Source organism: Erysipelotrichaceae bacterium 66202529 (assembly GCA_017161075.1).
In the GTDB taxonomy this organism is placed as follows: domain Bacteria; phylum Bacillota_I; class Bacilli_A; order Erysipelotrichales; family Erysipelotrichaceae; genus Clostridium_AQ.
Map to the genome: position 1 here is coordinate 4258414 of CP046174.1, position 24929 is coordinate 4283342.

Here is a 24929-nt window from a genome sequence, read left to right on the forward strand (position 1 = left end):
TCTCCTTTCCTATCCGCTTATCATTTTACCAACATCACTTGGTGACTCATTCGGTACCAACTGATAATACATCGGGATATGCTTATTCATGATGCGCTGCATACACTCTATTTCCTCTTCACTTGCTGATACATTGCGATTAAATTTTCTGCGGCCTGACTTTGCCCCCATTCCTCCAAGAATAACTTTATCCAGCAGAATTCCTTCATCAATTAAAGCCTCAACCACCTGTGGTGTCTTAACCAAAATGATTATTCGTTCTTTATCCTTAGCCTCCCTTTTCAACTCACACACTCCGTTTGCTATATTGTATATATCAATACGAATATCGGAAGGTGCTGCTGCTTTAATGATTTTCTGCAAAAAAACATCCTTCACCAATGCCTCATCAATTATTACGATCCGATTACCCTCAGTCTGCTTTACCCATGCTGTAACAACCTGTCCATGTATAAGACGGTCATCAATACGGCATAACACAATATGTTTCATGTTTAATCCTCCTTCAGCATTTCATTAACATGAATGAGCGTTTTCATTCCCTCTGACATTATGTGTACTATCAGCGACTTCAGCTCCAATTGCATTCTTGAACAGAGAATCTCCAGTAAAATGGGAAGATTGATTCCTGTCAGGTGTTCAAATGTGTGATCCTTCATCAATGACGCTGTAACATTAAACGGACTTCCTGAGCGCATATCTGTTAGAATCAGTATTTCACTTCCTTTTCGTGTACAGCTAATTGCCTGCAAAATAGACTCTCTCAGCTGTTCAACGCTTTCACCTAAATAGAAGCCGAATGCCTGTACATTTTCCTGTTCCCCCATAATGAGTTCACTGCTTGCCAGCATCGCTTTTCCATATTCGCCATGTGTAACGATTATGATATCAATCATATACAGCTTCCTCCTTTTCCTTTCTGATGTCATCTTATCATCGTCCCTTTTGAGTGGTCAAAAAAGTTCCTATTTCAACACACTCAGGAAAGCGTGTGAAGAAAAAAGAACGGATTTACAAGCTTTTAATCCAATGATTTCCAGCGAAAACATACATTACATGTATATTTTTCAAAAAGCAGACACACTTTTAGACTTTTATATGCATTTTTATTCTTACTGTGTTATTATGAAGAAGAAAATTACACAAAAAAAACTGAAGAGGGAGTGATTTTATGAGCAAACGTAAAGAACTAATTCTGAAAGCAATTTATGCGCATACCTTAGAATGTCTGGAAGACAAGCAGTATGATAAGCTTGGAATGGATGCCTCCTCTTTGGCGATGGATCTGCAGCTGGACCGCTCAAATGTATCCAGAGATCTCAACCTCCTGCATCAGGAAGGCAGACTGATAAAGCTCAACGGTAGACCCACACTATATGTTTCACGCCAGCTTTTAATGAAGTATTTTCCTGAGCAGAATATTCCAGCCGTTCTTTCCAAGGATCAGCAGCTGAACGATTTTCTTACAAAGCAGCAGCGTCAGATTAAACATATGCAGTTGAAAGAATCGCTAGATACATTGATTGGAAAAAACATTGGTGAGAGTATGTATGAGCCGATTCAAAAAGCTAAAGCAGCAATGAATTACCCATATAGCGGTTTAAATACCATCATAGAGGGACAGGAGGGAACTAATCGTAAGAGCTTCGCACAGCTCATGTTTTTATATGGAAAACAGAATGACCGCTTTTCCTCCTTTCATTCTCCGATTATTGCAGATTGTAGCCTTTTAAAAAATTATTCTATTCATGATTTGGATATGTATTTATTTGGAAAAATCATCGACAGCCGTCTGCGTCACGGTCTTGTGGAAAAGGCTAAGCAGGGGATGCTCATACTGCTTCAGTTCGATCAGCTCCCCGATTTAATAAAGATTAAGATATGCAACGCCATAACAGAAGCACAATACCATCCACTTAATGCTGTCAATCGTAGATTTTCATTTCAATGCCAGGTGATTATCACTACCTCCTCTTCCGAATTAAAGGAGGAGTCCATGATTCGTCGCTGTTTTCCAACACTTATTTCTTTGCCTTCGCTACAACAGCGTACTCTAGAAGAAATCGTAATGCTGGTTCTCAATCAATTTCAAGAGGAGGCTTATTTCATTAAACGTGCCATTCGAATATCTAAGGGTATTTTGAGTTGCTTTGCAATGTCCTCCTATAAGGGAAACCTGCCGCATTTAAAAGCCGAAATACGCAGTGCATGTGCAAATGCCTATACCCGTTTGATAAAAGAATCCCCCTTATGTATCACTTTGGATTTCGCCGATATATCAAATACGGTGCTATCCGATATTTATGATGTAAATGAACGTTATCAGCAGTTGAATACTATTTTAGCTTTATTCGCACATAATGATTTTTATTTTTCCACGGTGAAAGAAAATGAAGAATTACAGATGCTCTATCATATCAATGAGGAAATGAATCAGAAAAAAACGATTTCTATAAATAATGCAAAGAGCGAAATCGTAAATCAGTGTTTAAATGATATGAATGCATTTATGAATGTTCATCTGAACACCATACGCTCTATTTTATTAAAGGATATTTATGATTTGTTATATCCTGTCTTACAGGATAAGCCTATTTCACGAAATGAAAATATACTTTATGGAATGTTAAGCAAGCTTTCTGAGTTTATCTCTGCTTTCAAAGAAGATGCATATCAGGCGATTACAGATAATGGTTCTATCAACATTGCACGAAAAAAAGATTACCTGTTATTTGATGAGATACAAGAAGCTGTTTCTTCACGCTTCAATTATACTTTTACAAAATGGGAGCGTGATTATATTGCGACCTACATATATCTTTCCAGCCAATGGTTGCAGGAAAAGCAGGTACAGCTTCTAATCGTTACTGAAAATGGCCGTTCCAAAGAATATGCACGTTATCTGCATTCTCATGATTACGGAAACCAGATTCTATCTCTGGAGTTGGATACACAAGTATCTCATGATGCTCTGATATCCATTCTAGCAAAGCATGTACAGGATAATGATAAGGGAAAAGGTGTTTTGATCATTACGGATTGTAAGGATATCAAGCTGCTTGAGGAGGAAATACAGACTTTATCAAATTGCCATGTACGCATTGTCCCAGACCTTGACCTGCCACTCTTGTTAACACTGCTAAAACGAGCAAGCAGTATTGGAGCAACCTTTGATACCATTCTTCAAAAGGATAACAGTAATCTGAATGCCGAAATAGACACCAAGGACTCTGACAGTTATGCAATGCAATTGATTCAACAAATGGATGAAACTATTTTAAGTGATTCCCTTGTTTTTTTAAATCCCCGTAAATCCTCCCAAATACTTTATAAAACCTTAAATTCCATTACAAAGCAGCTTCAGCTTCCATATTCAGATAATCTGCTCATTAAATTTATTTTTCACTGTTCCTTTACCTTAGAACGATGTATAAAAAATGAACCACTTTCTTTTCCGAAGATGAAGGCATTCATAAATCGCAATCATTATATTTACAATATTATCGAGCGTAATTTTCATGAAGTTCAGGAGGTTTTTGACTGTACGATTCCTTCTTCTGAATTTTCATTTATCACTGAGATATTTCTTCCTTTATTCAAAGAATGATTTAAATTAAAATATTAGTTTTGCTGCATCCATGCTGCTAATGTAATTCCTTACTTAAATAATAAAAGCATGCATGTATGCATTTTCTATATGCTGCGTATTGAAACAATCATCGCAACAAAAAAAGACTTATATACAGCAGTGGATTAAATGATCTGACCAATGCTGTTATACGTCTTTTTCATTACTAATTAGCTTCACTCATAAAGCGTCGCATTTAATATCTGCATAATTTCCTTCTTATCCGTACTCCTTCTAAGCCGTTCAACCTGCTCTTGTTCCATACACACGAGCGCGATCTGAGAAAGCAACTGAATATGTACTCCATCTCTGCCTGCAATTCCAATCATGATATACACCTTTTCTCCATCAAAATCAACCCCCTCGGGAATCTGCAGTACTGATAAGCCAGATTCTAGAATATGCTGTTCACTATTAACAATCCCATGGGGAATAGCCACATGATTACCTACATAGACAGATACCAGACGTTCCCGTTCCATCATATCCTCAATATAAGCCGCCCTAACATACCCCTGCTTTACAAGTACCTCACCACATGCCTGTATGGCGCTCCAGCGATCTGCGTATGAAGCCTGCAATATGATATTATCCTCCTGTAAAATGGGCTTCCTCGTTTTTTTTGTATTCATTCGGATTTTTTCAAGGAATCCACAAGTCGATCATATGCTTCAGAATTCAACAGATTATTCACCGCATAGACTGCATTTTTCTTCCCGTTTGTCTCCAGTACATTTTTCACACGCGCTTCCAATGGCTTTGTTGTTACAATTAAATCTCCGGTCCTTGCAGTTTCACAGAGTGTCGCTACAGAGGAATGCATAACCTCTATATTCAGCATAGCCTTCTGGAGTTTGGTCTTCATGATAGATTCTCCCATGACACTTGATCCCATACCAGCATCGCATGCGTAAATAATTCTTTGTACAGCAGCACTACTCTGCTCTGTATCTATGACTACCTCACCTGCATTTGGCATATCGAATCCGTAGTCCAAATCAATAAGCTCTGTTTCATCCTCAGTTTTATCCATTTTTAAGATGAAGCCTGCTACAAACATAGAAACCACCATACCTGCGACATAGGAAATAATATTAACCAGCATAGCATCCTTCGGAGAAACAGATAGTAAGGCAAAGAAGCTACCTGGTGAAATTGGCGCTACAGTTCCACCTCCGAAAACCTGAATGATAAACAGAGAAACCATACTTCCTGCAATCTGTCCTAGAATAACAAGCGGTTTACTTAATACGAATGGATATACGACCTCACCGATACCACCAAAGAAGTTAATGAAGGCGGCACCAGGTGCTGCTTTTTTCGCAGTCCCCTTACCAAAGAAGGTAAACGCTAGTGCGATGCCTAATACACATCCGTTATTTGCTTCTATCATAAAAAGCAGAGATTTTCCCGCTTCCGCTGCCTGTTCCACACCCAAAGGAATCATAATACCATGATTCACAGCATTATTCAGGAATAATACCTTGGCAGGCTGTACAAATACAGCAATCAATGGAAGAAGCCCTTTATTGATTAGGAAATCAACAGCTGTACTTAAAATACCCAGCAAAAATTCAATAACTGGTACAAAGGCAAAGAAGCCCAGTACCATTAAACATACTCCTACAAGTCCCAGGGAAAAATTGTTGACCATCATTTCCATTCCCGGTTTTACTTTTCCCTCAAACAGCTTATCCACCTTTTTCAGAATCCATGCGGCCAATGGTCCCATGAGCATTGCCCCTGCAAGCATGTTGATATCAGCGCCTAGGATTACTCCCATCGTGGCAAATGCGCCGATAACACCACCACGCTTTTTGTGTACATTATACCCTCCTGTGTACGCGATCAGCAATGGCATCAGATATTTCATAGTCGGTGCTACCATCTGATTCATTGTTTCATTTGGCAGCCACCCCGTCGGTATGAATAATGCAGCTAATAATCCCCATCCAATAAAGACCCCAATATTCGGCATAACTTCTGCGCTTAGGAAAGCTCCCATTTTCTGAACTTTCACTTTCTTTGAAGTGTTCGTTTTCATAATTCCTCCATTTTTTCTATTTGTTAAGGATCTAATTCATTTAATTTTATAGTTATTGCAGATTTGCATGGCGATTGTTCATATATTGCGTTGAAATCTTTTTCTCTTCCTGAATACAGGATGTGATAGCATCTCCTATGATTAGTACCGCTTGTTCAAAGAGAGAGCCAGCATGCTGGGATGTTTGCACCTTGGTTTTTGCCGGTATACACAAATAGGTATCACTTATTTCTGGATTTTCGCTGAGTGAAGAAAACAGGATTACATGTGCATTCTGTTTCCTTGCTATTTCCATATGATTCATAGTCACCTTTGTTTTAGCACTTGATGATACCGCAATCAATACATCATCTTCCTGTATGGAAGGTGTAGCTGCATCCCCTGCTACATAAGCCGTGTATCCTAAATGCATAAAGCGGATGGCCAGTGCCTTGACCATGTTTCCGGATCGCCCCATTCCACTAAAGAAAATTCTATTCGCTGAAAGACAGGTGTTTACTACAGCTTGCAGCTGCTCCTCATCCAGTGCAGTCTGTATTTCACGCAGCTCATCCAGATTTGCCGCAATGTGTTTGCCTACATTCATATCAATTACCATTCTTATGTTTTACCGGATGGCCGCCAATCGTACCACGCAATGCTGCTATGCACTGCATAGATAGAGAATCCTCCTGCTGAGAACGAAATCTTGCCTGCAAGGCTGCTGAGATTGTAGGAGTAGGTACCTTCAGACGTGTTGCTTCTTCTACTGTCCATCTTCCCATACCGGAATCTGCAACATAATCCGCAACACCCTCTAGTGCAACATCCGGATGCAATGCCTCTATCACCTTTTCCAGGATATGTGAACGTATGGAACAGCCATTCTGATATGCCTGCAGACTGCCCAGTACATCCACATCAATTTCAGATGACATCAGCATTTCATAGCCCTCTGCATAGGCCTGCATAATCGCATATTCTACACCGTTATGTATGGTTTTCGCGTAATGTCCGGCAGCCGTACCACCACAATGAGCATAACCGCCGGGTGCTGCTAGAGAATCCAGAAACGGAAGCATACGTTCATAATTTTCTTTTGTCCCACCAATCAGCATACCGCAACCGTTTTTTGCGCCTGCTACACCTCCGCTGACACCGATATCCATAAAATGGATATTCTTTTCACTAAGGTATTCCGCTGTTTTCTTCGTATCGCGAAAATCAGAATTACCACCGTCGATGACCATATCGCCTTCCTTTAACAACTCAGAAAGCTCTCTGATAATAGTATTTGTAATGGCACCGGGTGGAGTCTGAAGCCATACGATACAAGGCTTTTCCAATCTTTTAACCAGCTGCTGCATACTTACTACCGCCTTAATTCCCCTCTTGGAAGCGCGTTCGCACGCCTCTTCACTGGCATCACAGCCAATTAGATCATGTCCATCGTCGACAGCTCTTGCGGCCATCTCCAGCCCCATTTTTCCTAAACCGATAAATCCGATTTGCATATACTTATTCTCCTTTTTTTCATCAGTCGTTATAATTCTTAAATTTTTTCATATTCGTGCTGATTTCTAAAAGCTTCTCTGCAACCGTGTCCTGCGACTGCATGCAGAAACCAACATATAGAACATCAACAAGACTGTATTCTGCGATTCTGGAGATCAGCGACTGTGGCTTATAACTGAAATTTCTCGACAGTGTATATAAGCAAACATCCGCAAGCTTTGTTAAAGGAGATTGAGAGAACTGCGTTATCGCAATGATTTTCATGTGATTTTCCTTTGCGACCTTTAAAGCGGCGTTCAATTCCGTATTAGCTCCCTCATTACTTACAACAATAATAGCATCCTTTTCATTTCCAACAGAGGAAACAACCGCCTGTGTGTGCACATCTGTAATCAGCTCCACCATCATGCCAATCCGCATAAACTTATGGTAGGCATCCTGTGCCACACTAGCTGAACCTCCAACACCTGTGAAGATTACTCTCCTTGCTTCTCGGATAATTCGAAAGGCTTCTTCCAAATCATCCTCGTGAATGATCTTCCCAATATCCTCAATCGTTTCAATGTTTTTCTGCAAAACCTTTTTTGAAACGGTAAGAATATCGTCTCCTTCTTCCACACGTACATACTGTGAGCTTTCACTGGCTTCCATATCCCTTGTAATAGCAAGCTTTAAGTCCTGTAGCTTGTCATAGCCCATTTTCTTTACAAAGCGGGTAATCGCCGCAATACTTGTCCCGATATCTTCTGAGATATCCGTTATGGACATACGTGTAAACTTATCAGGATGTTCCTTTAAATAGGATACAATCTTCTGATCAGATTTTGTCAATGCATCCTTCACATTTGTCAGTTGTTTCTCAAATAACGCCAATTTAGTTGTATTCATTTATTTTCTTCCCTCCAGAATAGCATCATCCTTCTTTCTGTTCGTGTAGCGCAGCCCGGGTAAGCGTTTACATGAATATCAGGAACAATTGTTCACACCATTATTGTAAATTATTATCATTTTTATGTCAATATTCTTTGATAATTATTTTCATAATTTGTGTTGTTTATCCCTGCAGAAAATCTTATAGAATAATAAAACATCCTTTTTATCCTACAATTAAAGGTGATTTTACAAATATGATCTTGTATATAATTATATCATGGATGAAATTGATTATCATAAAACAGTGATAATTATTTTCATTTTTTAAATATAAATGTATCAATATCTAAAAAGTTCGCGAAGGTACAACATGTATTCATATACATTAGTTAAAATTCTAAATAATAGAATTGTATAGTATGAAAAAAATACTAAAAAAACAAGAGCTTTCTAATCCATTACACAAAATAGATTATCCTCTTGTTTTATTATATAGTTAATTAAATGCATGATAAGCTTCTATGTGAAATCGAATGATATGCTGCTTACAAGACTATAATTCTTAATATCCAGAAATTTAGAACAACCCTTCAATATGTCCCTTTTCATCAATATCCATATTATTTGCCGCCGGCACCTTTGGCAATCCCGGCATTGTCAGAATCTTACCAGTCAGCGCTACCAGGAAGCCTGCCCCAAGGCTTGGACGCAGTTCACGAACGGTAATGGTGAAATCCTTTGGCGCTCCATACACCTTCGCATCATCGGACAGTGACATCTGTGTTTTTGCCATACAGATCGGCATCTTATCCCAGCCAAGGGAATTATACAATGCAATCTGCTCCTTCGCTTCCTCCGTAAATGCAACATCCTTTGCGCCATACACCTTTGTCGCAATAGCAGTGATTTTTTCCTCGATGCTTTCCTCAACATCATACAGCGGTGCATAGCTGTTTTCCTCAGCACAAAGCTCCACCAGCTGCTCTGCAAGATCAAGCGCACCTTCTCCGCCCTTTGCCCATACCTGGGAGAGACTCATTGGATGACCATGCTCCTTACACCAGGCTTGCAGCGCTTCCACTTCTGCCGGTGTATCACTCGCAAATTCATTGATTGCCACAATATAAGGCAAACCAAACTGCTTCACCGTGTCAATATGCTTCGCAAGATTTTCACAGCCTGCCAGCATCGCCTTCACATTTTCTTCCTTTAAATCCTCATAAGCTACATTTCCATGCTGCTTTAAAGCACGAATTGTCGCAACGATAACCACTGCATTGGGATTCAAGCCACCAAAACGACATTTGATATCAAGGAATTTTTCAGCGCCCAAATCTGCTCCAAAGCCAGCCTCTGTCACCGTGTAATCCGCAAGCTTCAGACAGGTTCTTGTCGCAAGAATAGAGTTACAGCCATGCGCAATATTGGCAAACGGGCCTCCGTGAATCAATACAGGATTATGTTCCAGCGTCTGTACCATATTCGGTTTGATTGCATCCTTCATAACCATCGCAAGTGCACCCTCAATACCAAGATTCTTCACATAAACCGGCTCTTTTTTAGAATTGAATGCCACCAGCATATTGCCAAGGCGCTCCTTTAAATCCATCAGTGATGTGGAAAGACAAAGAACTGCCATAACCTCACTGGCCACCGTAATATTGAAGCCGTCCACACGCTCCACACCATTTGCCTTCGGCCCCTGTCCAATTGTTATATGACGAAGTGTACGGTCATTCATATCCAGACAGCGTTTCCATGTAATATTATCAATATCGATATCCAGCTCATTTCCCTGATGGATATGATTATCCAGACATGCTGAAATCAGGTTGTTTGCCGTTGTGATTGCATGCATATCTCCGGTAAAATGCAAATTGATATCCTCCATAGGTACGACCTGTGCATATCCGCCTCCGGCTGCACCGCCCTTTAAACCGAATACCGGCCCCAGACTTGGCTCACGAAGTGCAATCATCGTCTTTTTTCCAAGCCGATTCAACGCATCTCCCAGACCAACCGTTGTCGTAGACTTTCCTTCCCCGGCCTTTGTCGGATTGATGGCAGTCACCAAGATCAGCTTTCCATCCTCCTTGTCCTCATTTCTATGCAGCAGATCAAGGGATACCTTAGCCTTATAATTTCCATAGTATTCCAGATCCTCTTCCCCTACACCGATTTTAGCCGCAATATCGCGGATATGCTCCATCTTACATTCCTGTGCAATTTCTAAATCTGTTTTAAACATGGCTGCCTCCTTTATATATGCCTATTCAGCATTACTATATTCAAATTCATACTACTTCTGTGGCGCTGAATTTATCTTTTATCAAAGCCACAGATCAAAATATTATATAATATATTATATGGTTTCGGTAATTTTACATTGCTCCATACCCTTCATATACAGAACACAAAATCCATACATGAAAACGTCTTACTTTTTCTTAAATTCAACGAATACGGGCTCTATTCCATATCCTTTTTACCGATATCGTTTCTGTAAAACAGTTTATCGCATTGAATCGTATGTACATCTGCATACGCCTTTGCATATGCTTCCTCCAAGGTATCCGCTGCAGCAGTAATACATAATACACGTCCGCCATCTGTTACAAGCTTTCCGTCTTTTTCTGCCGTCCCCATATGGAACACCATAGATTCTACATCATCGCAGCCTTCAATAACCGCATTCTTGGTACTGGATGCAGGATATCCCTCACTCGCCATAACTACGCCAAGTGTAACCTTTTTATCCCATTCAAGCTCTGTCTTCGAGTGATTCATAATATTTTCAATAACATCACAGAAATCTGTTTTCAGTCTTGGCAGAATTACCTCAGCCTCCGGATCACCAAAACGTGCATTGAATTCTATCGTCTTGATACCGTGTTTTGTCAGCATCAATCCACCATATAGAAAGCCGGTAAACGGATGCCCTTCCTTTACCATTGCCTTAGCCATTGGAATCATAACAGAGCTCATAGCCTCATCAATAATCTCTGGAGTGATCTTCTTCACAGGAGAATATACACCCATTCCTCCGGTATTAGGGCCCTTATCCTGATCGTAAGCAGCTTTGTGATCCTGTGCGATCTCCATTGGAAGCACCAGATCCTCACACACAAAGCAAATTAAGGAAAACTCAAAGCCCTCCAGACATTCCTCTATAACTACGCGATTTCCCGGAATGCTGAATGCGATATCAACCGCTTCCAGAGCATCCTTCATTTCATAGGCTACGGTAACACCTTTTCCCGCTTTTAATCCATCCTCCTTAATGACGATGGGAACACCCTGATGCTCGATATAACCGATTGCATCTGCCTTATTGTCAAAGGTCTGATAGCTGGCTGTCGGTATGCCGTACTTCGCCATGATCTTCTTCGCAAAATCCTTACTGGATTCCACCTGTGCCGCATCCTTCGTAGGCCCGAAAATCTTTAAGCCCTCTGCCTGAAATGCATCGACGATTCCCAAAGACAGCGTTGCCTCCGGCCCGACAATCGTTAAATCTATCTCCTCTTTTTTTGCGAATGCAGTTAAGCCTTCCACATCGCTATCCGCAATATTTACACACTCTGCCAGCTTTGCCATCCCCGGATTTCCCGGAGCCGCATAAATCTTCTTAACCCGGCCGCTTCGGCTGACTGCATGTACGAGTGCATGCTCTCTTCCGCCTTTACCGATTACCAATACTTTCATCAAACAATCGCTCCTTCCGAAACATAAAAAGCATGAAAAGTCACAGTAAACCTTCCATGCATCACGCCAAAAAGTTTACTTGTAGTTCGCCAATTTACGGTCGGCGAGTAGAGACGAATCATCCAATCATGTTTCTATACAAGTAATATTTCCACTCTTATTTTACTTTATTTCATACAACATTACAATTCCATTTCAGAAAAGTTTCATCAATCTGAAGAACAACGTATCACTTTCACAGTCCTTTAAAACATGGAGGCAGAAAAAGCTATAGCCTGCAATACAATTTATCATGACATACCATATCTATTTAATACTATTTTCAGCCAAGTCCTATCTACGCGCTCTAATACTGAATCATTGCAATCGTAGTCTTCCAAAACAGTTCCTATAGCGACATTCCCACTCATACCTGATATTTATGCTTGTACCAAACTGTGTATCAAAGCATTTCCCCTTACATTCGACATGCCTTTCCCTATTTCATTGAAACTCACTGTAAGCTTGTAACGGCTGTGAATCGCAATTACTAAGTACGTATAGAAAAAGCTCGGCATACAAAAACAGGTCTATGGTGAATGGTTCTTTCTCATTTTAAGATACAAGAGGATATGAGATATAAAGGGATTGATAAACATCAATTCATTTGCAGTTCACGATTTCCATATATCCAGAGTCGGAAAAACCCTGATGAATTAGCTTCTATTCTAACTCTGTAGTTCCTCGCTATCGTATCCTGTTCTCTTAGCAATACGTCATCCCCCATATACATCCCTAGGAATACGAGGTATCGAAAATTACATTCAATACCATACCTGCTGTTTTATGAATCGGAAGCACCTGTTCACCATAATACACTTCCTCACTGCCTCCCAACTCATACGTATATTTCAGATTGGTATAAATATAGTCATATTCTGAAAATGGAAGATAGTGAAGCTGAATCCGGTAATTCTTTTCATCCTCTGTAATCGTTGCTGCTTTTATGCGTAAATCAGAATTAACAGCCTCTACAGCCTTCAGCTTTCCCTGTGCTCCCTTTCTGATACGGATGTTTATGCTTCGCTCTTGTGAACCGGATGCGATTTCCGCCTCCTGCAATGAGCTCCCTTTGCAATACTGGATATCATAACGTCCAATATCCGCTGTTTTCACCTTTCCCTGTTCCGAATATTGCAGGGTATGAAACTGTACATGCGTTCCCGGTATCATAGGAACATACACACACAAATCCGGATCATCCTCAGAAAACCAGAATGCAGGATCAAGCTCTGTATCAGCTTTAAAATCAGTAAGCGCCGCTTCCCTTACGATTGTATCTGAGGAATCATTTCTTTCCAGGAAAAAGGTTTCCACAGCATAATCTGCGGTATGAATATACTTCACACTGTTCCGCTGAAATACTGCGGGGGAATGCTTTGGTTGAGCAAAGAGCCATAAGAACAGAACTGCACATACAGCTCCTGCCAGTAGCAGCATTATTTTTTTATTTATTTTCATACTGTATTCCTCCGTTCTCTATCGTGAAGCGGATGTTTATATGCACAGGCTTCTCATTTCTCCCCTCAGTGATATTGCGCAAGGTAAGCCTGAGCAAGGAGGCATCACAGGATTCCAGCATCGTTCCTTTGATCATAACATTCAGCTTACGCTCCTGTGGCTTCATAACAACATTCGTAGCATAGCGGCCGCCAAGCTCTTCCTGAAGCTCTACATAATAATATTCCTTTTGAGCAGCTTGCTTTCTTTCATAGCTGAGTACATATACATACTCTCTGCTGTTCTTTATAGCATACTGTATCCGCATTCCATCCTCCAGCTCTTTTTCATGGAAGGAAGCAGATTCTTTATTTTTTAAGCTCTGTATATTCTCAAGCTCCTGATTGATCGTTTTTTCATCAGCATTGAAATCCAGATAGCTGTCTGTTGTAAAACAGCTTTTTGGCTCGCTTTTTTTCGGTTGTGTATACAGTGCGAGTGATATTAACAAAAGACAGACTGCAAGGATACTGTAAACGGATACCACCGTAACAATGGAAGGCATTTTCTTTACCGGTTTTCCAAGTAAGGAAGCATTCATATTTTTATCGTAGTGAAAACGGTAGCCATAATACAATAGGATTCCAACAAGTACCGTAAGTAAGAGCATCCAGATCCATATTGTAAAATCTGTCGTAGCTTCCTGTATCATTGTATTCATATATGCCTCCTATCACACAGATGAGCGCAAAAAGCCTCTGCTGGATATAATATCACCGTTTTTATAAATCAGCAGATTGCCACGTCCATAACGTTGTTCCTCTATGCCGTTTTTTATAAAGGTATAGCAGAAATTCGTAGCTACCATATCATAAGTCTCAGGAAGCTCATAGTGAAGTGTCACTCTGGTATTGGTATGGATTTCCTCATCCTTATGACTTTTGAATGAGATCCTCACCTGCATATCCGGATTCACAGCCTCTACTTTTTTTAAAACTCCCTGCTTTTCTATATTCAAATCAATGTATACTTCTCTTTTCTTTTCATCCTCATAGTTTCTTGATATAGATATCTCCTCAATTCCTTTTCCCCTTTTTTCTATTTCATAAATGCCAATATCGGCTGTTTTTTCCTCATTATTCTCCAGATAGCTGATTGTCGTAAAGGCGGCCTTCATGTTTTTAAGCATTGGTAATTGTAAACCGTAGGTGTAAAAATTCTTGTCCTGCAATGCCGTTTCGCTGTCAATCATATAATAAGGGTCAACCTTCACATCAGCCTTATAATCTGTAATTCCTGTCAGCTTCACAGCATTTCCCGCTTCGTTTGTAAATGGAAAGAAAAGTGCTTCCTCCCCATTTTCTGCCTGATAGTGATAACGCACACTTGCTTTTAGAAAAACAGCTTCCTTCTGTGATGTACAGCTCGTCACGCATAATAAGGCTATTATCAGCCATTTATAATTTTTCATCGATGAATCCCTCCCTTCTCAATCGTATAGCTATCATAATAGTCTATACGGTCTTTATTTTCTCCTTTTGTATAATTATAGATATGAATACGTTGTTTCTGTGCATCACACATGCTATTTAGCTTTCCTGTTTGCATGGAAACGATTCTTTGTGAATCCAGCTTGTGCTCACTGCTGCTCCAGCCGGAGGAATCACTGCTGCGAACGACAATCATCTCATCCTTAAAAGGCTTTCTCAATAAATCATACTCCACAATATATACATATTCTTTACGGTTATTTACAGCATAGGTTACCGTTACATGCTTATTCGGCTTTTCTTTCTGTAAGCTGAAGGAGCTGCTGTCCTTTTTCAGAGCTTCCAGCTGTTCTCTGATATCATCATCCCTTGCGCCGTTATAGCGTACACCATCGTATGTATGACAGGCTGCAGCATCGTTGTCAGATTCCGGGGCAAGGTAAAAGAAGCCGGTATATGCACAAAGTAAAAGGATTGCTGTTATTCCCCATATTCTCATGACAGTGCGAATGGATACCAGATGTATCCGCTTATTTGGTGTCCTCAGATGCGCATTGATTCGAAGTTCATAATATCTTTTATACAATCCATATAGCAGGAATCCGCTTAGAAGCAGCAGCATGATACTCATACATAATCCGGTGGATGAATTTTTTTCAAATAGTATATTTGACATGCTTCCTCCCTCCCTAGAATCCCATTTCTTCCTTAAAGCGGTAATAATAGCTTCTTGATACCTCAATCTGATCGCCATTTGTAAGAAGCAGTGTGAATTTGGAATTCAGGCTGCTTCGTATTCTGCGAATGTCCTTTTTATTTACAATAAATGATTTATGAACACGTAAAAACCCCTTCTCATACAGATTCGCCTCCAGCTGATACATTGTCTCTCTTGCCCGATACCTGCCTTCGCCGGTATGAATCCATATTTCCTGGGAAATGCTTTCGATATAAATGATATCTCCACCGCAAGACGCATGTATTCCTCCTGATCCTTTACTAACAGATAACGGGAATCATGATTTGCTTCGTATAATACAAAATCTGCATCCTCACATATGGTAACCTGTCCATTTTGAAGATCTTCAAGCAGTTGGTTTCTCATCTCTTTTCTACATAACAGCTTTAGCTTCATACTTTCACCCTTTTCAATTATAGTTTATCGGATTCCAGAGGAAACACAAGGTTATTTATATAAGATACAAAATTACGCAGTAAAATGCATAATCTGTGTGATTCAAAGTAAAGTAAGCTTTACATATCGAGCAACTGGTGGTAAGATAATAGTGTAAAGGAGGCTTTACATCTATGAGGAACAGAATCCGGGAGCTGCGGCAGGAATATAAGCTGACACAGGAGGATCTGGCTCAGCAATGCAGAGTCAGCCGGCAGACAATCATTTCCTTGGAAAAAGGGAAATATGACCCATCCATTCATTTAGCACATCGTATAGCAACAATTTTTCACCAACGCATTGAAGATGTATTTTTGTTTGTGGAAGGAGAGGATGAAGCATGAAGGAACAGAATATTATAAAAATGAAAATAGTGACAAGTGTTCTTTTCAGTTTGATATCTATAGCATTGATAATAATTGGGTTTACAGAAGAATATCGCAGCTCGTCATTATTCAGCGGCGGGTTGGGAGGTCTTGCTGTTTCTCTGTGGATGCTGAGAAGCGTATGGACTATCAGAAATTCACAGGTCAAGCGGGAGGAGCTCATCATCAGTGAAACAGATGAACGCAATATTCAGATTTATAGAAGAAGTGCAGCGCTTGCGTTCATTGCTTCTATAATTTCAACCTTCACAGCCTCTATACTTGCGGCCCTGTTTCACAAAAATACAATCAGTACATGCCTTGTAATACTTCTCGGTATACAAATACTGTCTTACTTTATTTTCAGAATGTTTATTGCAAGAAAGCTCTGAATGAATATTAACTTGAAAAATCATAGTACCCCTACCGATTGTGACAGGTATGCCGATTATAGCTTAAAGCTGCTTCATAAAATGAGCCGCATGAACCTCTGCCCCGCTATATTATGATAAATACGGCAACTTTCAATTTGCACAAAGGCAGTGCTTCCATTTTACTGATACCTTCATTCCCTGTATATAAGCGGGTATTGTATTTTTGAGAATGCTTCCGCAAAATACAAAAGATGGTTTAAGATCCTCCCTATTATACAGCTCCACAGCTTCTTTTATAAGAAAGCTTATTATCTCTCAGCCGGTATGAATAATCTTTTTTATGTGAAACTATCCTTCTGTTTCTTGTATAAGAATATGATTTTGAAAGAGGATGGTATTATAATATAGAAAAGGAGATGCTGGCTATGCAAATCATATGGATTCTGATGATTGCAGCAATCATCACTATTTGTGAATATCTTATATATCATTATCATTTACCCAGAGGATTACTTTTTATATTTCCTATTATCAATATCTGTATTGAAATATACGTCATCTTTTATATTCTTCGTATGCAGGCACTTCTTACCAGTATGTTTCCTCTGTGGATACGAATTGGTGTTTACCTGCTTCCTTTGCTCTTATCGCTGCTTGTGATGACGGGATTGCTTGTACGAAGATATGTGAGAATGGCGCATACAAAGCCCCTTCGGCATATCATTTATCGTTTGTTTGCATTTTTTCTCATCAGTATGTTACTGATTTTTCTTGCGACCGTTTATTTAGCGCAGGAATATGTCATTTTTTATCCAAATGCCAATTCCCAGGATCGCGATGCACTGATGAACACTCCAGATTTTGAGCGAATCAGTATCAATTCCAGATATCGCGGATGGCTAAGGAACGTAGATAACGCAGATAGTATCCTTCTTTACTTCGGCGGAAATGCACAAAATACAAGTACCTTGTTTAAAGATTATATGGAAAGCGGAATTTTTTCAACCATGACAAGCACCAGCTTTCTGAGCATTGATTATCCATCCTATGGTGATAGCGAAGGCTCCTTATCTGAGGATGAATTATTCAAAATGGCGGAGGCGACTATACAATATATTCAACATAGCTTTCCGCATAAAAAGCTTTATATCGTCGGATACAGTATTGGAACAGGAATTGCAAGCTATGCAGCCTACGTGGCGCATCCGGATGCCCTTGTACTGCTATCCCCCTATAACAATGGGAAAGACTTATTTAATTCTTATTTCCCCGTTTTCTATGGCCCGCTTCAATACCTGATCCGCTATCCTTTAACAAGTGATGTTTATGTAAAAACACTTGATTGTAAAAGCATGGTGATATTGAGTGATAAGGATACAATCGTTAAGCCTATGCTTTCTAAAAAGTTGATTCAAAGCTTTTTAAAACCTCCGCACGTCGTGCATTTTGATACATTGGAGCACGGAGATATCGCAATGAGCAAAGATGTGTGGAAAACTATTATGAATTTTCTAAGATAAGCTATAAGAAAGTATCATATACCCAACTGCCCCAAACCCATACTGTCTTTTCACGGCATCCACAATCATATCCTTTTATCAAACAGCTTCCCATATCAAATAAAATTATTCACAGGCTTCCTTTTTATCTCATGAAGTATATGCAAAGGGGACTCAACAGCATTACATAACGAAAATGGGAAAGGAGCAGAAGTTTCTTGTTCTTACTCATTTATAAAAAAGAATGCATCCGTAAAAAATAAAAGAAAGTAAGCTCCTTTTTCATAGGAAATTTACTTTCTCTTTTTGATATTTTTACTTGTAGCCTAAGGAAAGGCCAGAAGCACAGCATCTTAAAATGATGGCGCTGGAATTTAGATTCACTAGCCTCGTGAAAGGCCAGACCCGGTATAGGATTTTGAAATTATTAACAAAGAGATTTAGATCCATCAGCCTCATAAGAAGACAGAAAAGACATTTTACTAGGTCCTAGCCTTTTTCCATAATCTTCTCTTCAAGCTCATCAAATTTACGATACAAATCCACAAACTCGTCGCATAGAATCTTAAATGACTCTGCGCTCACCAGCAAATCCTGTGCATGCGTAAGCAAAAGATTTAAGTCAACAGGGTTCCCGCCAGCTTCCTCCTGAACAAGGCGCTGGTGTATACGATGCCCTTTTGCATACAGTTCATTACCCTTTCTTACAAGCTCGTTGCATTGTCCGTAGTTTTTGCTTTTCGCTTCTTGAATTGCTTCAATATAAAGACTTCTAGCCTGTCCCACGGAAGAAATGATTTCCAGTATCTCGAGTTCTGAACTACCCATCGTATCCATCTCCTGACCTATTCTGTTCTACTATTGTATCATACCCTATCTATGATTTCACTAGGTATTTAAGAAAAATGATATCTCTTACAAAAGTTGGCAGATTTATATAGTATTACGACTGTGAAGCTGTATTTCTCTGCGTATGATTGCTTCTACTTTCTTTAAACCATCTCCTCTTGCATCGATAATTTCATAAGCGAACATATTGCTCAATCCCATGACAATACTCCACATGAAAAGAATTTCATTATAATACTCCTCTTGCTTATATCCGTGTTTCTGCAAAAATGCTATTGCCGTACTGCGGAATACCTCAAAGGAGCTGGTGGATGCATCTTCCATAGTAGGAAACTCATACATTTTCGATTTCATCGTATTGATATGGTACTTCATGAAATCCGGATGCTCAATCATAAAAGCCACATACCCAATCCCAATCTGAATGATGGCTTCATCCACATCCCCATCTGCCCGGTTTCGTGCATTTACCAATGCCTCTGTAAAAAGAGTTTCAATATAATCGGATATCGCATACATGAAATCTTCCTTACTGCGAAAATGCTTGTACAGGGCCGTGTGTGAGACATTACAAAGAGACGCGAGCTTTCGCATGGATAGATTTTGCTCACCATATTCATTTATATAGTGAATCCCTTCCTGTATCAGCGTGTTTTTCAAATTCTTATGATGATAGCTATGCTCGCTCATATAATCCCTTCTTTCTCCATCTGTATTTTAACACATCATGTTGACAGTGTAAACATTGTATGATACGCTATATATGTAAACGGTGTTAACTTCATTGAGAAAGGAATCCATATGAAAACTATATTATCTGATATTCCCCTGACTATAACATCACAGAAGCACAGTCTGCACGTATTTGATCCAGTAGTTTTACAGAACGGGAAGCCCTGTGTCGGATGCTTTTCCTGTTGGTTGAAAACTCCTGGTTCATGCATATATCAAGACGCAATTACAGACTTCACCCGCATCATGAAAGATAGCGAAACGCTTTATATTCTGACACATAATCAGTATGGCTCCTACAGTCCGCTTGTAAAATGTGCCATAGACCGGTCCCTCTCCTATGTACAGCCCTATTTCACAATCCGTAACCAAGAAATGCATCATGTATTATTTCCCAACAGACGCCTTCAGCTCATCGTCATTGCATATGGCCCTGCCAGTGCACAGGAGCAGACTGATTTATCCGCACTCGCACAGGCGAATGGAATCAATATGGGATGCCGGGATATTCAGTGCTATCACTGTATGAATGAGCAGGAAGCACTCACCCTTTTGCGGACAATGGAAGAAGGTATCCAAGTATGAAATACGGCATATTATCAGGCTCCTTAAAACAGGAGAACAGCTGCAGTATCATGCTCGCAAAACAGCTTTTTCTGCAAGATTTTGAAACACCGATAATCTACAGTGCGGCAGCCACCAACAGCACACAGACACTGGAAAAGCTAGAGGACTGTGATACTGTCATTTTATCATTTCCACTCTACTTTGATGCTCTACCCTCTCATTTGCTTGCCTTCCTTATACAATGGGAAGCGTATAGAGAAACACATGCTTCAGCGTTAAACCTTTATGTAATTGTTAATTGCGGCTTTTTTGAGGGCAAACAATGCCAGCATGCTTTGAAAATTGTGGAAAACTGGAGCAGAAGATCCAATGTACAGTACAGGGGCGGTATTGGAATCGGTGGCGGCCCTATGCTGAATGAGATACAATCTATGTCATGGAAGCATGGCCCAAAAGCTCCTGTATCAAAGGCACTTATACGCATGAAGGATGCCCTGCAGAAAAATCTGTCCATAGAAAACTGCTTTGTACAGCCTGCATTTCCTCGCAGATTTTATATCCTCATGGCACATCATTCCTGGAATCAGCAGCTTAAAAAGAGAGGATTTGATCCCGAAGATATATATCCCCGACGCTGATGACGATTTGTACAATACATTAGAGAGCGAAGTTGTAATTTAATAGCATGAATATCCTTACATGGTAATGTATATTGGCTATCATTCACTGAATTCTTTCCTGGTCTTGTTTACTGGCTATGCTATGCAGTGAGTATTTCAGACATCCTGTATTTCTATCTTTTCCATATGATATTGTATAGGCAGTATCCTCCTTCATGTTAACGAACACCTTGAGAAAAGGAAATCAAATGTACTGCCGGAAGCATGCAAAGCCTGCCTGTTCTGTAATACGTTAAATAAGCCTTTCATTATCAAAAGCGAATGATTACGTTCCTAAATCAAAATAATATACCAGTATTCATGCTTATTGTTATATACAGGGTGACGGCAGTTTCATTTTAAGCGCTGATAAACGAAAACGTGCAAAATGAATTGTGCAATAGTAAAAACCGCTCACGAAGCCCAGATAAAAACCGTCATGTTACGAGCATGGCGGTTTATTTAACATTCAGCTTTTCTTCAGGAAAATAAATTTTAGATTCTTCCTTTAAATCAGCTCTTGTAAGTGCGCGAACGATATCGCTTGCCTTTGAAAGCTCTTTTACCTTTCCGGTTTCCTCCAAAACCCAAATATTATGACCGCTCTCATTGCTCTTATAAGGTGAATACGGCTTTTGGGAGACAACATCCTGATAAACATAATAGTCAGGGTCATAGCCAAGTAAACAAACATGCAGACGAATACGTTCTAAATCCTCTGGCTGCTTCAAGGTCACATATTCAAACAGCCTTCTGTTCAATAGACGATAGGAAATATCGCGCAGAATTTCATCTTTGCAAGAAACCAGCTCAGAGAAGCCATACAGAGCCGCTGCCTCATCCAGCCGGTATAATGCTTCGATTCCGGCATCTTTATTGCATAGAAACGGATAAAACATTTTCATATCAGAAAGATATTCCGGATGCAGAGCATAAACCTCCTTCATTCTTCGAAACAACAGAGTAATCAATGCCTCATAGCTTCGTGCCACCGGATGCAGATATACCTGCCAGTACATATGATAGCGGGCCATAATGTAATCTTCCACACTATGAATCCCACTCGCCTTCACAACAATTTTTCCGTTCTTCACACGTATCGTTCGCAGAATGCGTTCCAAATCGAATTTCCCATAGCTTGTTCCCGTGAAATACGCATCCCGTAATAGATAATCCATACGATCTGCATCTAGTTGGCCGCTTACCAGTTGATTCATACATTCCTTAGGATGACGATATTGAATAATACTCGCCACATCTTCCGGCAGTCGAGCATCACATGCCTGCAGAATCTGGTGAATTTCACTATCCTCCAGGATGATCTTCACCGTATACTCCTCATGCTTATAGGAGCTGATTCCTTCAAAGGCATGCGAGAAGGGGCCATGTCCAATATCGTGAAGCAGTCCTGCAAGCATAGCCACTGCCTTCTCATAATCGCTTAATACCTCATTCAGCTGGTCAATTTCATGAACCATACGCCGTACGATTTCATAAACGCCCAGAGAGTGAGAGAACCGTGAATGCTCTGCTGTATGATATACCTGGAAATCTCCACCCAGCTGATGAATCCGCCTTAACCGCTGCATTTCCTTTGCATTGATACAATCCCATATTACCTGAAGATCCACATGGATATATCCATGAATTGGATCACGCAGAACCTTGGTTTCATTAGTTTTAAGCATAATCTCTCACCCTCTTTTCTAGTTCCATTATACTATAAAGGAGTGTGTAATTATAACAAATTATGGAATTTATACAGGTTTAACGAGATGTCCTGTATAGATTACGGATGAGTTATTTTAGAATATAAAGATAATCAGTATCTTTCTTTGACCTTCTTCTTTAATACGATGAGCCTGCTACATAGCCGGTTTTCTCAATCAGCTCTTTTCCCTCACTTGATTGTATCCAATGCAGGAACGGCTCCAGATTCTTATTTGTATTACCTTTCACATAAATTGCATAAAATGGACTGCTGATCGGATATGTATCCGTGCGTATATTCTCAACACTTGGCTCGATACCATCGACCTTCAAAAGTCGGATTCCTTTATTTTTCACCATCTCCTGCGTATAATAGCGGAAGGAATATCCGATCGCATTATCTCTGTTCTCGTATTCTGCAACCTCTGTAACAACATCCCCCATGCCGCTTGCCACATCCTTTTTCAAAGGTGGCATCAATTCCTTCCCATCCATAAAACGAAGCAGTGCTGACTGTGATCCGCTTCCCTCCGGACGCTGAAAGGCACGGATGCTTCGATTTTCACCGCCAACCTCCATCCAATTTGTGATTTCACCACTGTAAATAGCCTGAATCTGCTCAGTAGTCAGTGAAGTAACAGAATTTTCAGAATTCACAAAAAACACAAAAGCCTCCATACCAATCGGAACCATAACAAGCTCTTTTTCTGCTTTTTCAAACATTTCCTTTTGCTTTTTGCTGGGAGCTGCCGCAAAAATGAGATCAGCATTCCCATTTAAGAGATTGTCATATGCATACGGCGTTGTGGAGCATTGTACCATCTCTGCGCTATTATCTTCATAGCTCTCCTTTGGATAAACTGCCTGGACAAAGGAAGCATATACCGGATACAATGCCGTTGCGCCATCCAGCCTTAACAGTGGTTCTTCCATGGAAAAGGTGCTTTTTTTATTAAGCACTGCAAGCTTATCGCTGTGAAACGGCTCATAATCAAACAAACGAACCTCACTGTACATAATCTCAAACCGGTTCCGCCACGCATCATATGCAAAGGTGCCTCCGATTATACAAATTCCCAAAACTACCGGAAGGATTATCAGAAGCTGCATCTTCCTTTTCAGCCAGCGATGATGCCTGTACTTTGTTATTACCATACTCCAGAGATAGACAAACACCATAAGCACAGTTAAAATGAAAACAGGAGAAATATATCTGTGTGCAGTTGACCAAACCAGCATAAACGCAGACATTGATGCAATCGGTACTGCTATGATTGTTAACAGCGTCAGCAGTACAATGAAGAATCCCCACATCATAAGCTGACCCCCTGAAGCATATCCAGAATCGGCTTATCCGCTGCTTCAAATTTGTACTTATAAAGCTCATGCGGTGAAATGAGTGCAAATTCATGATGTGCATGCAGACGAATGTCACCACGTATGTATTTGCAAAGATAGGCATGTACCTTCAGTGTGCAATCCTCTCTGTGGTCACAAATCGTTGTAAGGTATTGTTCAATTTCCACGCATAGCTCCAGCTCCTCCATAACTTCACGAATGACAGCTTGTTCCCGTGTTTCCCCCGGCTCCACCTTGCCACCTGGAAATTCCCAGATATTTTCATGTACGCCTGCTCCGCGTTTTGCGATCAGCAGGTGATGGTCAATACAAATAATGGAGCATACAATATCAATAGTTCTCATGGCTCTTACCTCCCATCTATAAAGCCCTTTACTTATATAATTATCCTTCTGTTTAGCATCGTCCTGATTGAGGCATTTTCTAAATATTACCGGCTTTCAGAATTCCAGAAGAAATGTCGTTCTCCTATCCTTTTCTCTAACGGCACAGCTTTATATCAACAAAGTGATACAAAGCCAGGCTTTTCCCTGTGTAACAGACTATCTCAATCCTTGCCTTTTCGCAAAGACTGGTAATTGCTTCAGCTTACTTCATCCATATATCAAGATGAAAATTTCACTTCAATGTAGTCTGCATATCTTCCTTTACGATAATATAATGTATCTTATCTGTATCCTCCTATGTCAGTGCTTCTCTCATTGATTATGCCGCATTCTTCGGGATATAGAAGAAAAGACTGTTGAGTAAAGTGGTTGATTTTCACTTTAAGGAACAAGGGAAGCACCGGAGTTAAAAAGGATTGATAAACATCGATTATTTATTTCATATTCTCATATATCAGAATCGAGAAAGAACTGGTAAAGGGATAAAAATCTTTTTATTTGATCATCATTCAATTTCATTATACAGGAAAAACCATAGATAG

General features: G+C 40.0%; 24 protein-coding genes, 1 pseudogene and 1 riboswitch. Of the genes and pseudogenes, 6 read left to right on the plus strand and 19 right to left on the minus strand.

Annotated elements, in window-relative coordinates:
• Positions 1-9 precede the first annotated feature (9 nt).
• Together GKZ87_20095 and GKZ87_20100 are read right to left on the minus strand one after the other, a co-directional pair.
• Complete coding sequence (locus tag GKZ87_20095) at positions 10-492, minus strand: PTS mannose/fructose/sorbose transporter subunit IIB (GenBank protein QSI27633.1); 483 nt, start codon at positions 490-492, stop codon at positions 10-12.
• Between the two features lie 2 nt (positions 493-494).
• Positions 495-896, minus strand: coding sequence for a PTS fructose transporter subunit IIA (locus GKZ87_20100; GenBank protein QSI27634.1), 402 nt, complete (start codon positions 894-896; stop codon positions 495-497).
• Positions 897-1171: 275 nt separating this feature from the next.
• Between GKZ87_20100 and GKZ87_20105 the strand changes: the two genes are divergently transcribed.
• Positions 1172-3607: a PRD domain-containing protein gene (locus GKZ87_20105; GenBank protein ID QSI27635.1), complete on the plus strand. Its 2436-nt coding sequence runs from the start codon at positions 1172-1174 to the stop codon at positions 3605-3607.
• Between the two features lie 197 nt (positions 3608-3804).
• Here the strand turns inward: GKZ87_20105 and GKZ87_20110 are convergent, their stop codons facing one another.
• The 12 genes and pseudogenes from GKZ87_20110 to GKZ87_20165 all read right to left on the minus strand — a co-directional run bounded on the left by GKZ87_20110 (position 3805) and on the right by GKZ87_20165 (position 15848).
• Positions 3805-4260: a PTS mannitol transporter subunit IIA gene (locus tag GKZ87_20110; protein ID QSI27636.1), complete on the minus strand. Its 456-nt coding sequence runs from the start codon at positions 4258-4260 to the stop codon at positions 3805-3807.
• Positions 4257-5672 (minus strand): PTS mannitol transporter subunit IIBC, encoded by a 1416-nt coding sequence (locus tag GKZ87_20115; protein ID QSI27637.1) that lies wholly within the window; start codon positions 5670-5672, stop codon positions 4257-4259. The genes GKZ87_20110 and GKZ87_20115 overlap by 4 nt, the downstream gene beginning before the upstream one ends.
• A gap of 52 nt (positions 5673-5724) precedes the next feature.
• The gene (locus tag GKZ87_20120; GenBank protein ID QSI27638.1) at positions 5725-6258 is read right to left on the minus strand and encodes an SIS domain-containing protein; all 534 of its coding nucleotides are present in this window, start codon (positions 6256-6258) and stop codon (positions 5725-5727) included.
• A 1-nt stretch (position 6259) separates the two neighbouring features.
• Positions 6260-7165 (minus strand): NADP-dependent phosphogluconate dehydrogenase, encoded by a 906-nt coding sequence (locus GKZ87_20125; GenBank protein ID QSI27639.1) that lies wholly within the window; start codon positions 7163-7165, stop codon positions 6260-6262.
• A 22-nt stretch (positions 7166-7187) separates the two neighbouring features.
• Positions 7188-8054 carry an SIS domain-containing protein gene (locus tag GKZ87_20130; protein QSI27640.1) on the minus strand — a complete coding sequence of 289 codons (867 nt, stop codon included), beginning with the start codon at positions 8052-8054 and terminating at the stop codon, positions 7188-7190.
• 562 nt (positions 8055-8616) lie between these two features.
• Positions 8617-10287, minus strand: coding sequence for a formate--tetrahydrofolate ligase (locus GKZ87_20135; protein QSI27641.1), 1671 nt, complete (start codon positions 10285-10287; stop codon positions 8617-8619).
• 221 nt (positions 10288-10508) lie between these two features.
• The gene (gene purD, locus GKZ87_20140) at positions 10509-11744 is read right to left on the minus strand and encodes a phosphoribosylamine--glycine ligase (protein QSI27642.1); all 1236 of its coding nucleotides are present in this window, start codon (positions 11742-11744) and stop codon (positions 10509-10511) included.
• 62 nt (positions 11745-11806) lie between these two features.
• Positions 11807-11906: riboswitch (purine riboswitch) on the minus strand.
• A 612-nt stretch (positions 11907-12518) separates the two neighbouring features.
• The gene (locus tag GKZ87_20145) at positions 12519-13244 is read right to left on the minus strand and encodes a penicillin-binding protein (GenBank protein QSI27643.1); all 726 of its coding nucleotides are present in this window, start codon (positions 13242-13244) and stop codon (positions 12519-12521) included.
• On the minus strand, positions 13231-13944 hold the full coding sequence (locus tag GKZ87_20150; GenBank protein ID QSI27644.1) for a hypothetical protein: 714 nt from the start codon (positions 13942-13944) through the stop codon (positions 13231-13233). The genes GKZ87_20145 and GKZ87_20150 overlap by 14 nt, the downstream gene beginning before the upstream one ends.
• Before the next feature lie 12 nt (positions 13945-13956).
• The gene (locus tag GKZ87_20155) at positions 13957-14694 is read right to left on the minus strand and encodes a hypothetical protein (GenBank protein QSI27645.1); all 738 of its coding nucleotides are present in this window, start codon (positions 14692-14694) and stop codon (positions 13957-13959) included.
• Positions 14691-15389 carry a hypothetical protein gene (locus GKZ87_20160; protein ID QSI27646.1) on the minus strand — a complete coding sequence of 233 codons (699 nt, stop codon included), beginning with the start codon at positions 15387-15389 and terminating at the stop codon, positions 14691-14693. The genes GKZ87_20155 and GKZ87_20160 overlap by 4 nt, the downstream gene beginning before the upstream one ends.
• A gap of 13 nt (positions 15390-15402) precedes the next feature.
• Positions 15403-15848, minus strand: a pseudogene (locus GKZ87_20165) (LytTR family transcriptional regulator).
• 173 nt (positions 15849-16021) lie between these two features.
• Here GKZ87_20165 and GKZ87_20170 point away from each other — a divergent pair.
• The 3 genes from GKZ87_20170 to GKZ87_20180 all read left to right on the plus strand — a co-directional run bounded on the left by GKZ87_20170 (position 16022) and on the right by GKZ87_20180 (position 18146).
• On the plus strand, positions 16022-16231 hold the full coding sequence (locus tag GKZ87_20170; GenBank protein QSI27647.1) for a helix-turn-helix domain-containing protein: 210 nt from the start codon (positions 16022-16024) through the stop codon (positions 16229-16231).
• The gene (locus GKZ87_20175; GenBank protein QSI27648.1) at positions 16228-16644 is read left to right on the plus strand and encodes a hypothetical protein; all 417 of its coding nucleotides are present in this window, start codon (positions 16228-16230) and stop codon (positions 16642-16644) included. Before GKZ87_20170 ends, GKZ87_20175 begins: the two co-directional genes overlap by 4 nt.
• Positions 16645-17051: 407 nt before the next feature.
• Positions 17052-18146, plus strand: coding sequence for an alpha/beta hydrolase (locus tag GKZ87_20180; protein QSI27649.1), 1095 nt, complete (start codon positions 17052-17054; stop codon positions 18144-18146).
• A 468-nt stretch (positions 18147-18614) separates the two neighbouring features.
• Here GKZ87_20180 and GKZ87_20185 read toward each other — a convergent pair whose 3' ends face one another.
• Positions 18615-18953: a PTS lactose/cellobiose transporter subunit IIA gene (locus GKZ87_20185; GenBank protein ID QSI27650.1), complete on the minus strand. Its 339-nt coding sequence runs from the start codon at positions 18951-18953 to the stop codon at positions 18615-18617.
• Between the two features lie 105 nt (positions 18954-19058).
• Complete coding sequence (locus tag GKZ87_20190) at positions 19059-19664, minus strand: TetR family transcriptional regulator (protein ID QSI27651.1); 606 nt, start codon at positions 19662-19664, stop codon at positions 19059-19061.
• A gap of 111 nt (positions 19665-19775) precedes the next feature.
• Between GKZ87_20190 and GKZ87_20195 the strand changes: the two genes are divergently transcribed.
• Together GKZ87_20195 and GKZ87_20200 are read left to right on the plus strand one after the other, a co-directional pair.
• Positions 19776-20291 (plus strand): flavodoxin family protein, encoded by a 516-nt coding sequence (locus GKZ87_20195; protein QSI27652.1) that lies wholly within the window; start codon positions 19776-19778, stop codon positions 20289-20291.
• Entirely contained in the window at positions 20288-20911 is a 624-nt protein-coding gene (locus GKZ87_20200; protein ID QSI27653.1) for a flavodoxin, read from the plus strand. The genes GKZ87_20195 and GKZ87_20200 overlap by 4 nt, the downstream gene beginning before the upstream one ends.
• 479 nt (positions 20912-21390) lie before the next feature.
• Here GKZ87_20200 and GKZ87_20205 read toward each other — a convergent pair whose 3' ends face one another.
• From GKZ87_20205 to GKZ87_20215, 3 genes are all read right to left on the minus strand, one after another.
• The gene (locus GKZ87_20205; protein ID QSI27654.1) at positions 21391-22620 is read right to left on the minus strand and encodes an HD domain-containing protein; all 1230 of its coding nucleotides are present in this window, start codon (positions 22618-22620) and stop codon (positions 21391-21393) included.
• Positions 22621-22780: 160 nt separating this feature from the next.
• On the minus strand, positions 22781-23959 hold the full coding sequence (locus GKZ87_20210; GenBank protein ID QSI27655.1) for a hypothetical protein: 1179 nt from the start codon (positions 23957-23959) through the stop codon (positions 22781-22783).
• Positions 23956-24345: an NUDIX domain-containing protein gene (locus GKZ87_20215; protein ID QSI27656.1), complete on the minus strand. Its 390-nt coding sequence runs from the start codon at positions 24343-24345 to the stop codon at positions 23956-23958. Before GKZ87_20215 ends, GKZ87_20210 begins: the two co-directional genes overlap by 4 nt.
• Between the last annotated feature and the right edge of the window lie 584 nt (positions 24346-24929).

Coding starts and splice junctions, on each gene's coding strand:
- GKZ87_20095 (QSI27633.1), bottom strand. CDS start 492: ATGAAACATATTGTGTTATGCCGTATTGATGACCGTCTTATACATGGA.
- GKZ87_20100 (QSI27634.1), bottom strand. CDS start 896: ATGATTGATATCATAATCGTTACACATGGCGAATATGGAAAAGCGATG.
- GKZ87_20105 (QSI27635.1), top strand. CDS start 1,172: ATGAGCAAACGTAAAGAACTAATTCTGAAAGCAATTTATGCGCATACC.
- GKZ87_20110 (QSI27636.1), bottom strand. CDS start 4,260: ATGAATACAAAAAAAACGAGGAAGCCCATTTTACAGGAGGATAATATC.
- GKZ87_20115 (QSI27637.1), bottom strand. CDS start 5,672: ATGAAAACGAACACTTCAAAGAAAGTGAAAGTTCAGAAAATGGGAGCT.
- GKZ87_20120 (QSI27638.1), bottom strand. CDS start 6,258: ATGAATGTAGGCAAACACATTGCGGCAAATCTGGATGAGCTGCGTGAA.
- GKZ87_20125 (QSI27639.1), bottom strand. CDS start 7,165: ATGCAAATCGGATTTATCGGTTTAGGAAAAATGGGGCTGGAGATGGCC.
- GKZ87_20130 (QSI27640.1), bottom strand. CDS start 8,054: ATGAATACAACTAAATTGGCGTTATTTGAGAAACAACTGACAAATGTG.
- GKZ87_20135 (QSI27641.1), bottom strand. CDS start 10,287: ATGTTTAAAACAGATTTAGAAATTGCACAGGAATGTAAGATGGAGCAT.
- purD (QSI27642.1), bottom strand. CDS start 11,744: ATGAAAGTATTGGTAATCGGTAAAGGCGGAAGAGAGCATGCACTCGTA.
- GKZ87_20145 (QSI27643.1), bottom strand. CDS start 13,244: ATGAAAATAAATAAAAAAATAATGCTGCTACTGGCAGGAGCTGTATGT.
- GKZ87_20150 (QSI27644.1), bottom strand. CDS start 13,944: ATGAATACAATGATACAGGAAGCTACGACAGATTTTACAATATGGATC.
- GKZ87_20155 (QSI27645.1), bottom strand. CDS start 14,694: ATGAAAAATTATAAATGGCTGATAATAGCCTTATTATGCGTGACGAGC.
- GKZ87_20160 (QSI27646.1), bottom strand. CDS start 15,389: ATGTCAAATATACTATTTGAAAAAAATTCATCCACCGGATTATGTATG.
- GKZ87_20170 (QSI27647.1), top strand. CDS start 16,022: ATGAGGAACAGAATCCGGGAGCTGCGGCAGGAATATAAGCTGACACAG.
- GKZ87_20175 (QSI27648.1), top strand. CDS start 16,228: ATGAAGGAACAGAATATTATAAAAATGAAAATAGTGACAAGTGTTCTT.
- GKZ87_20180 (QSI27649.1), top strand. CDS start 17,052: ATGCAAATCATATGGATTCTGATGATTGCAGCAATCATCACTATTTGT.
- GKZ87_20185 (QSI27650.1), bottom strand. CDS start 18,953: ATGGGTAGTTCAGAACTCGAGATACTGGAAATCATTTCTTCCGTGGGA.
- GKZ87_20190 (QSI27651.1), bottom strand. CDS start 19,664: ATGAGCGAGCATAGCTATCATCATAAGAATTTGAAAAACACGCTGATA.
- GKZ87_20195 (QSI27652.1), top strand. CDS start 19,776: ATGAAAACTATATTATCTGATATTCCCCTGACTATAACATCACAGAAG.
- GKZ87_20200 (QSI27653.1), top strand. CDS start 20,288: ATGAAATACGGCATATTATCAGGCTCCTTAAAACAGGAGAACAGCTGC.
- GKZ87_20205 (QSI27654.1), bottom strand. CDS start 22,620: ATGCTTAAAACTAATGAAACCAAGGTTCTGCGTGATCCAATTCATGGA.
- GKZ87_20210 (QSI27655.1), bottom strand. CDS start 23,959: ATGATGTGGGGATTCTTCATTGTACTGCTGACGCTGTTAACAATCATA.
- GKZ87_20215 (QSI27656.1), bottom strand. CDS start 24,345: ATGAGAACTATTGATATTGTATGCTCCATTATTTGTATTGACCATCAC.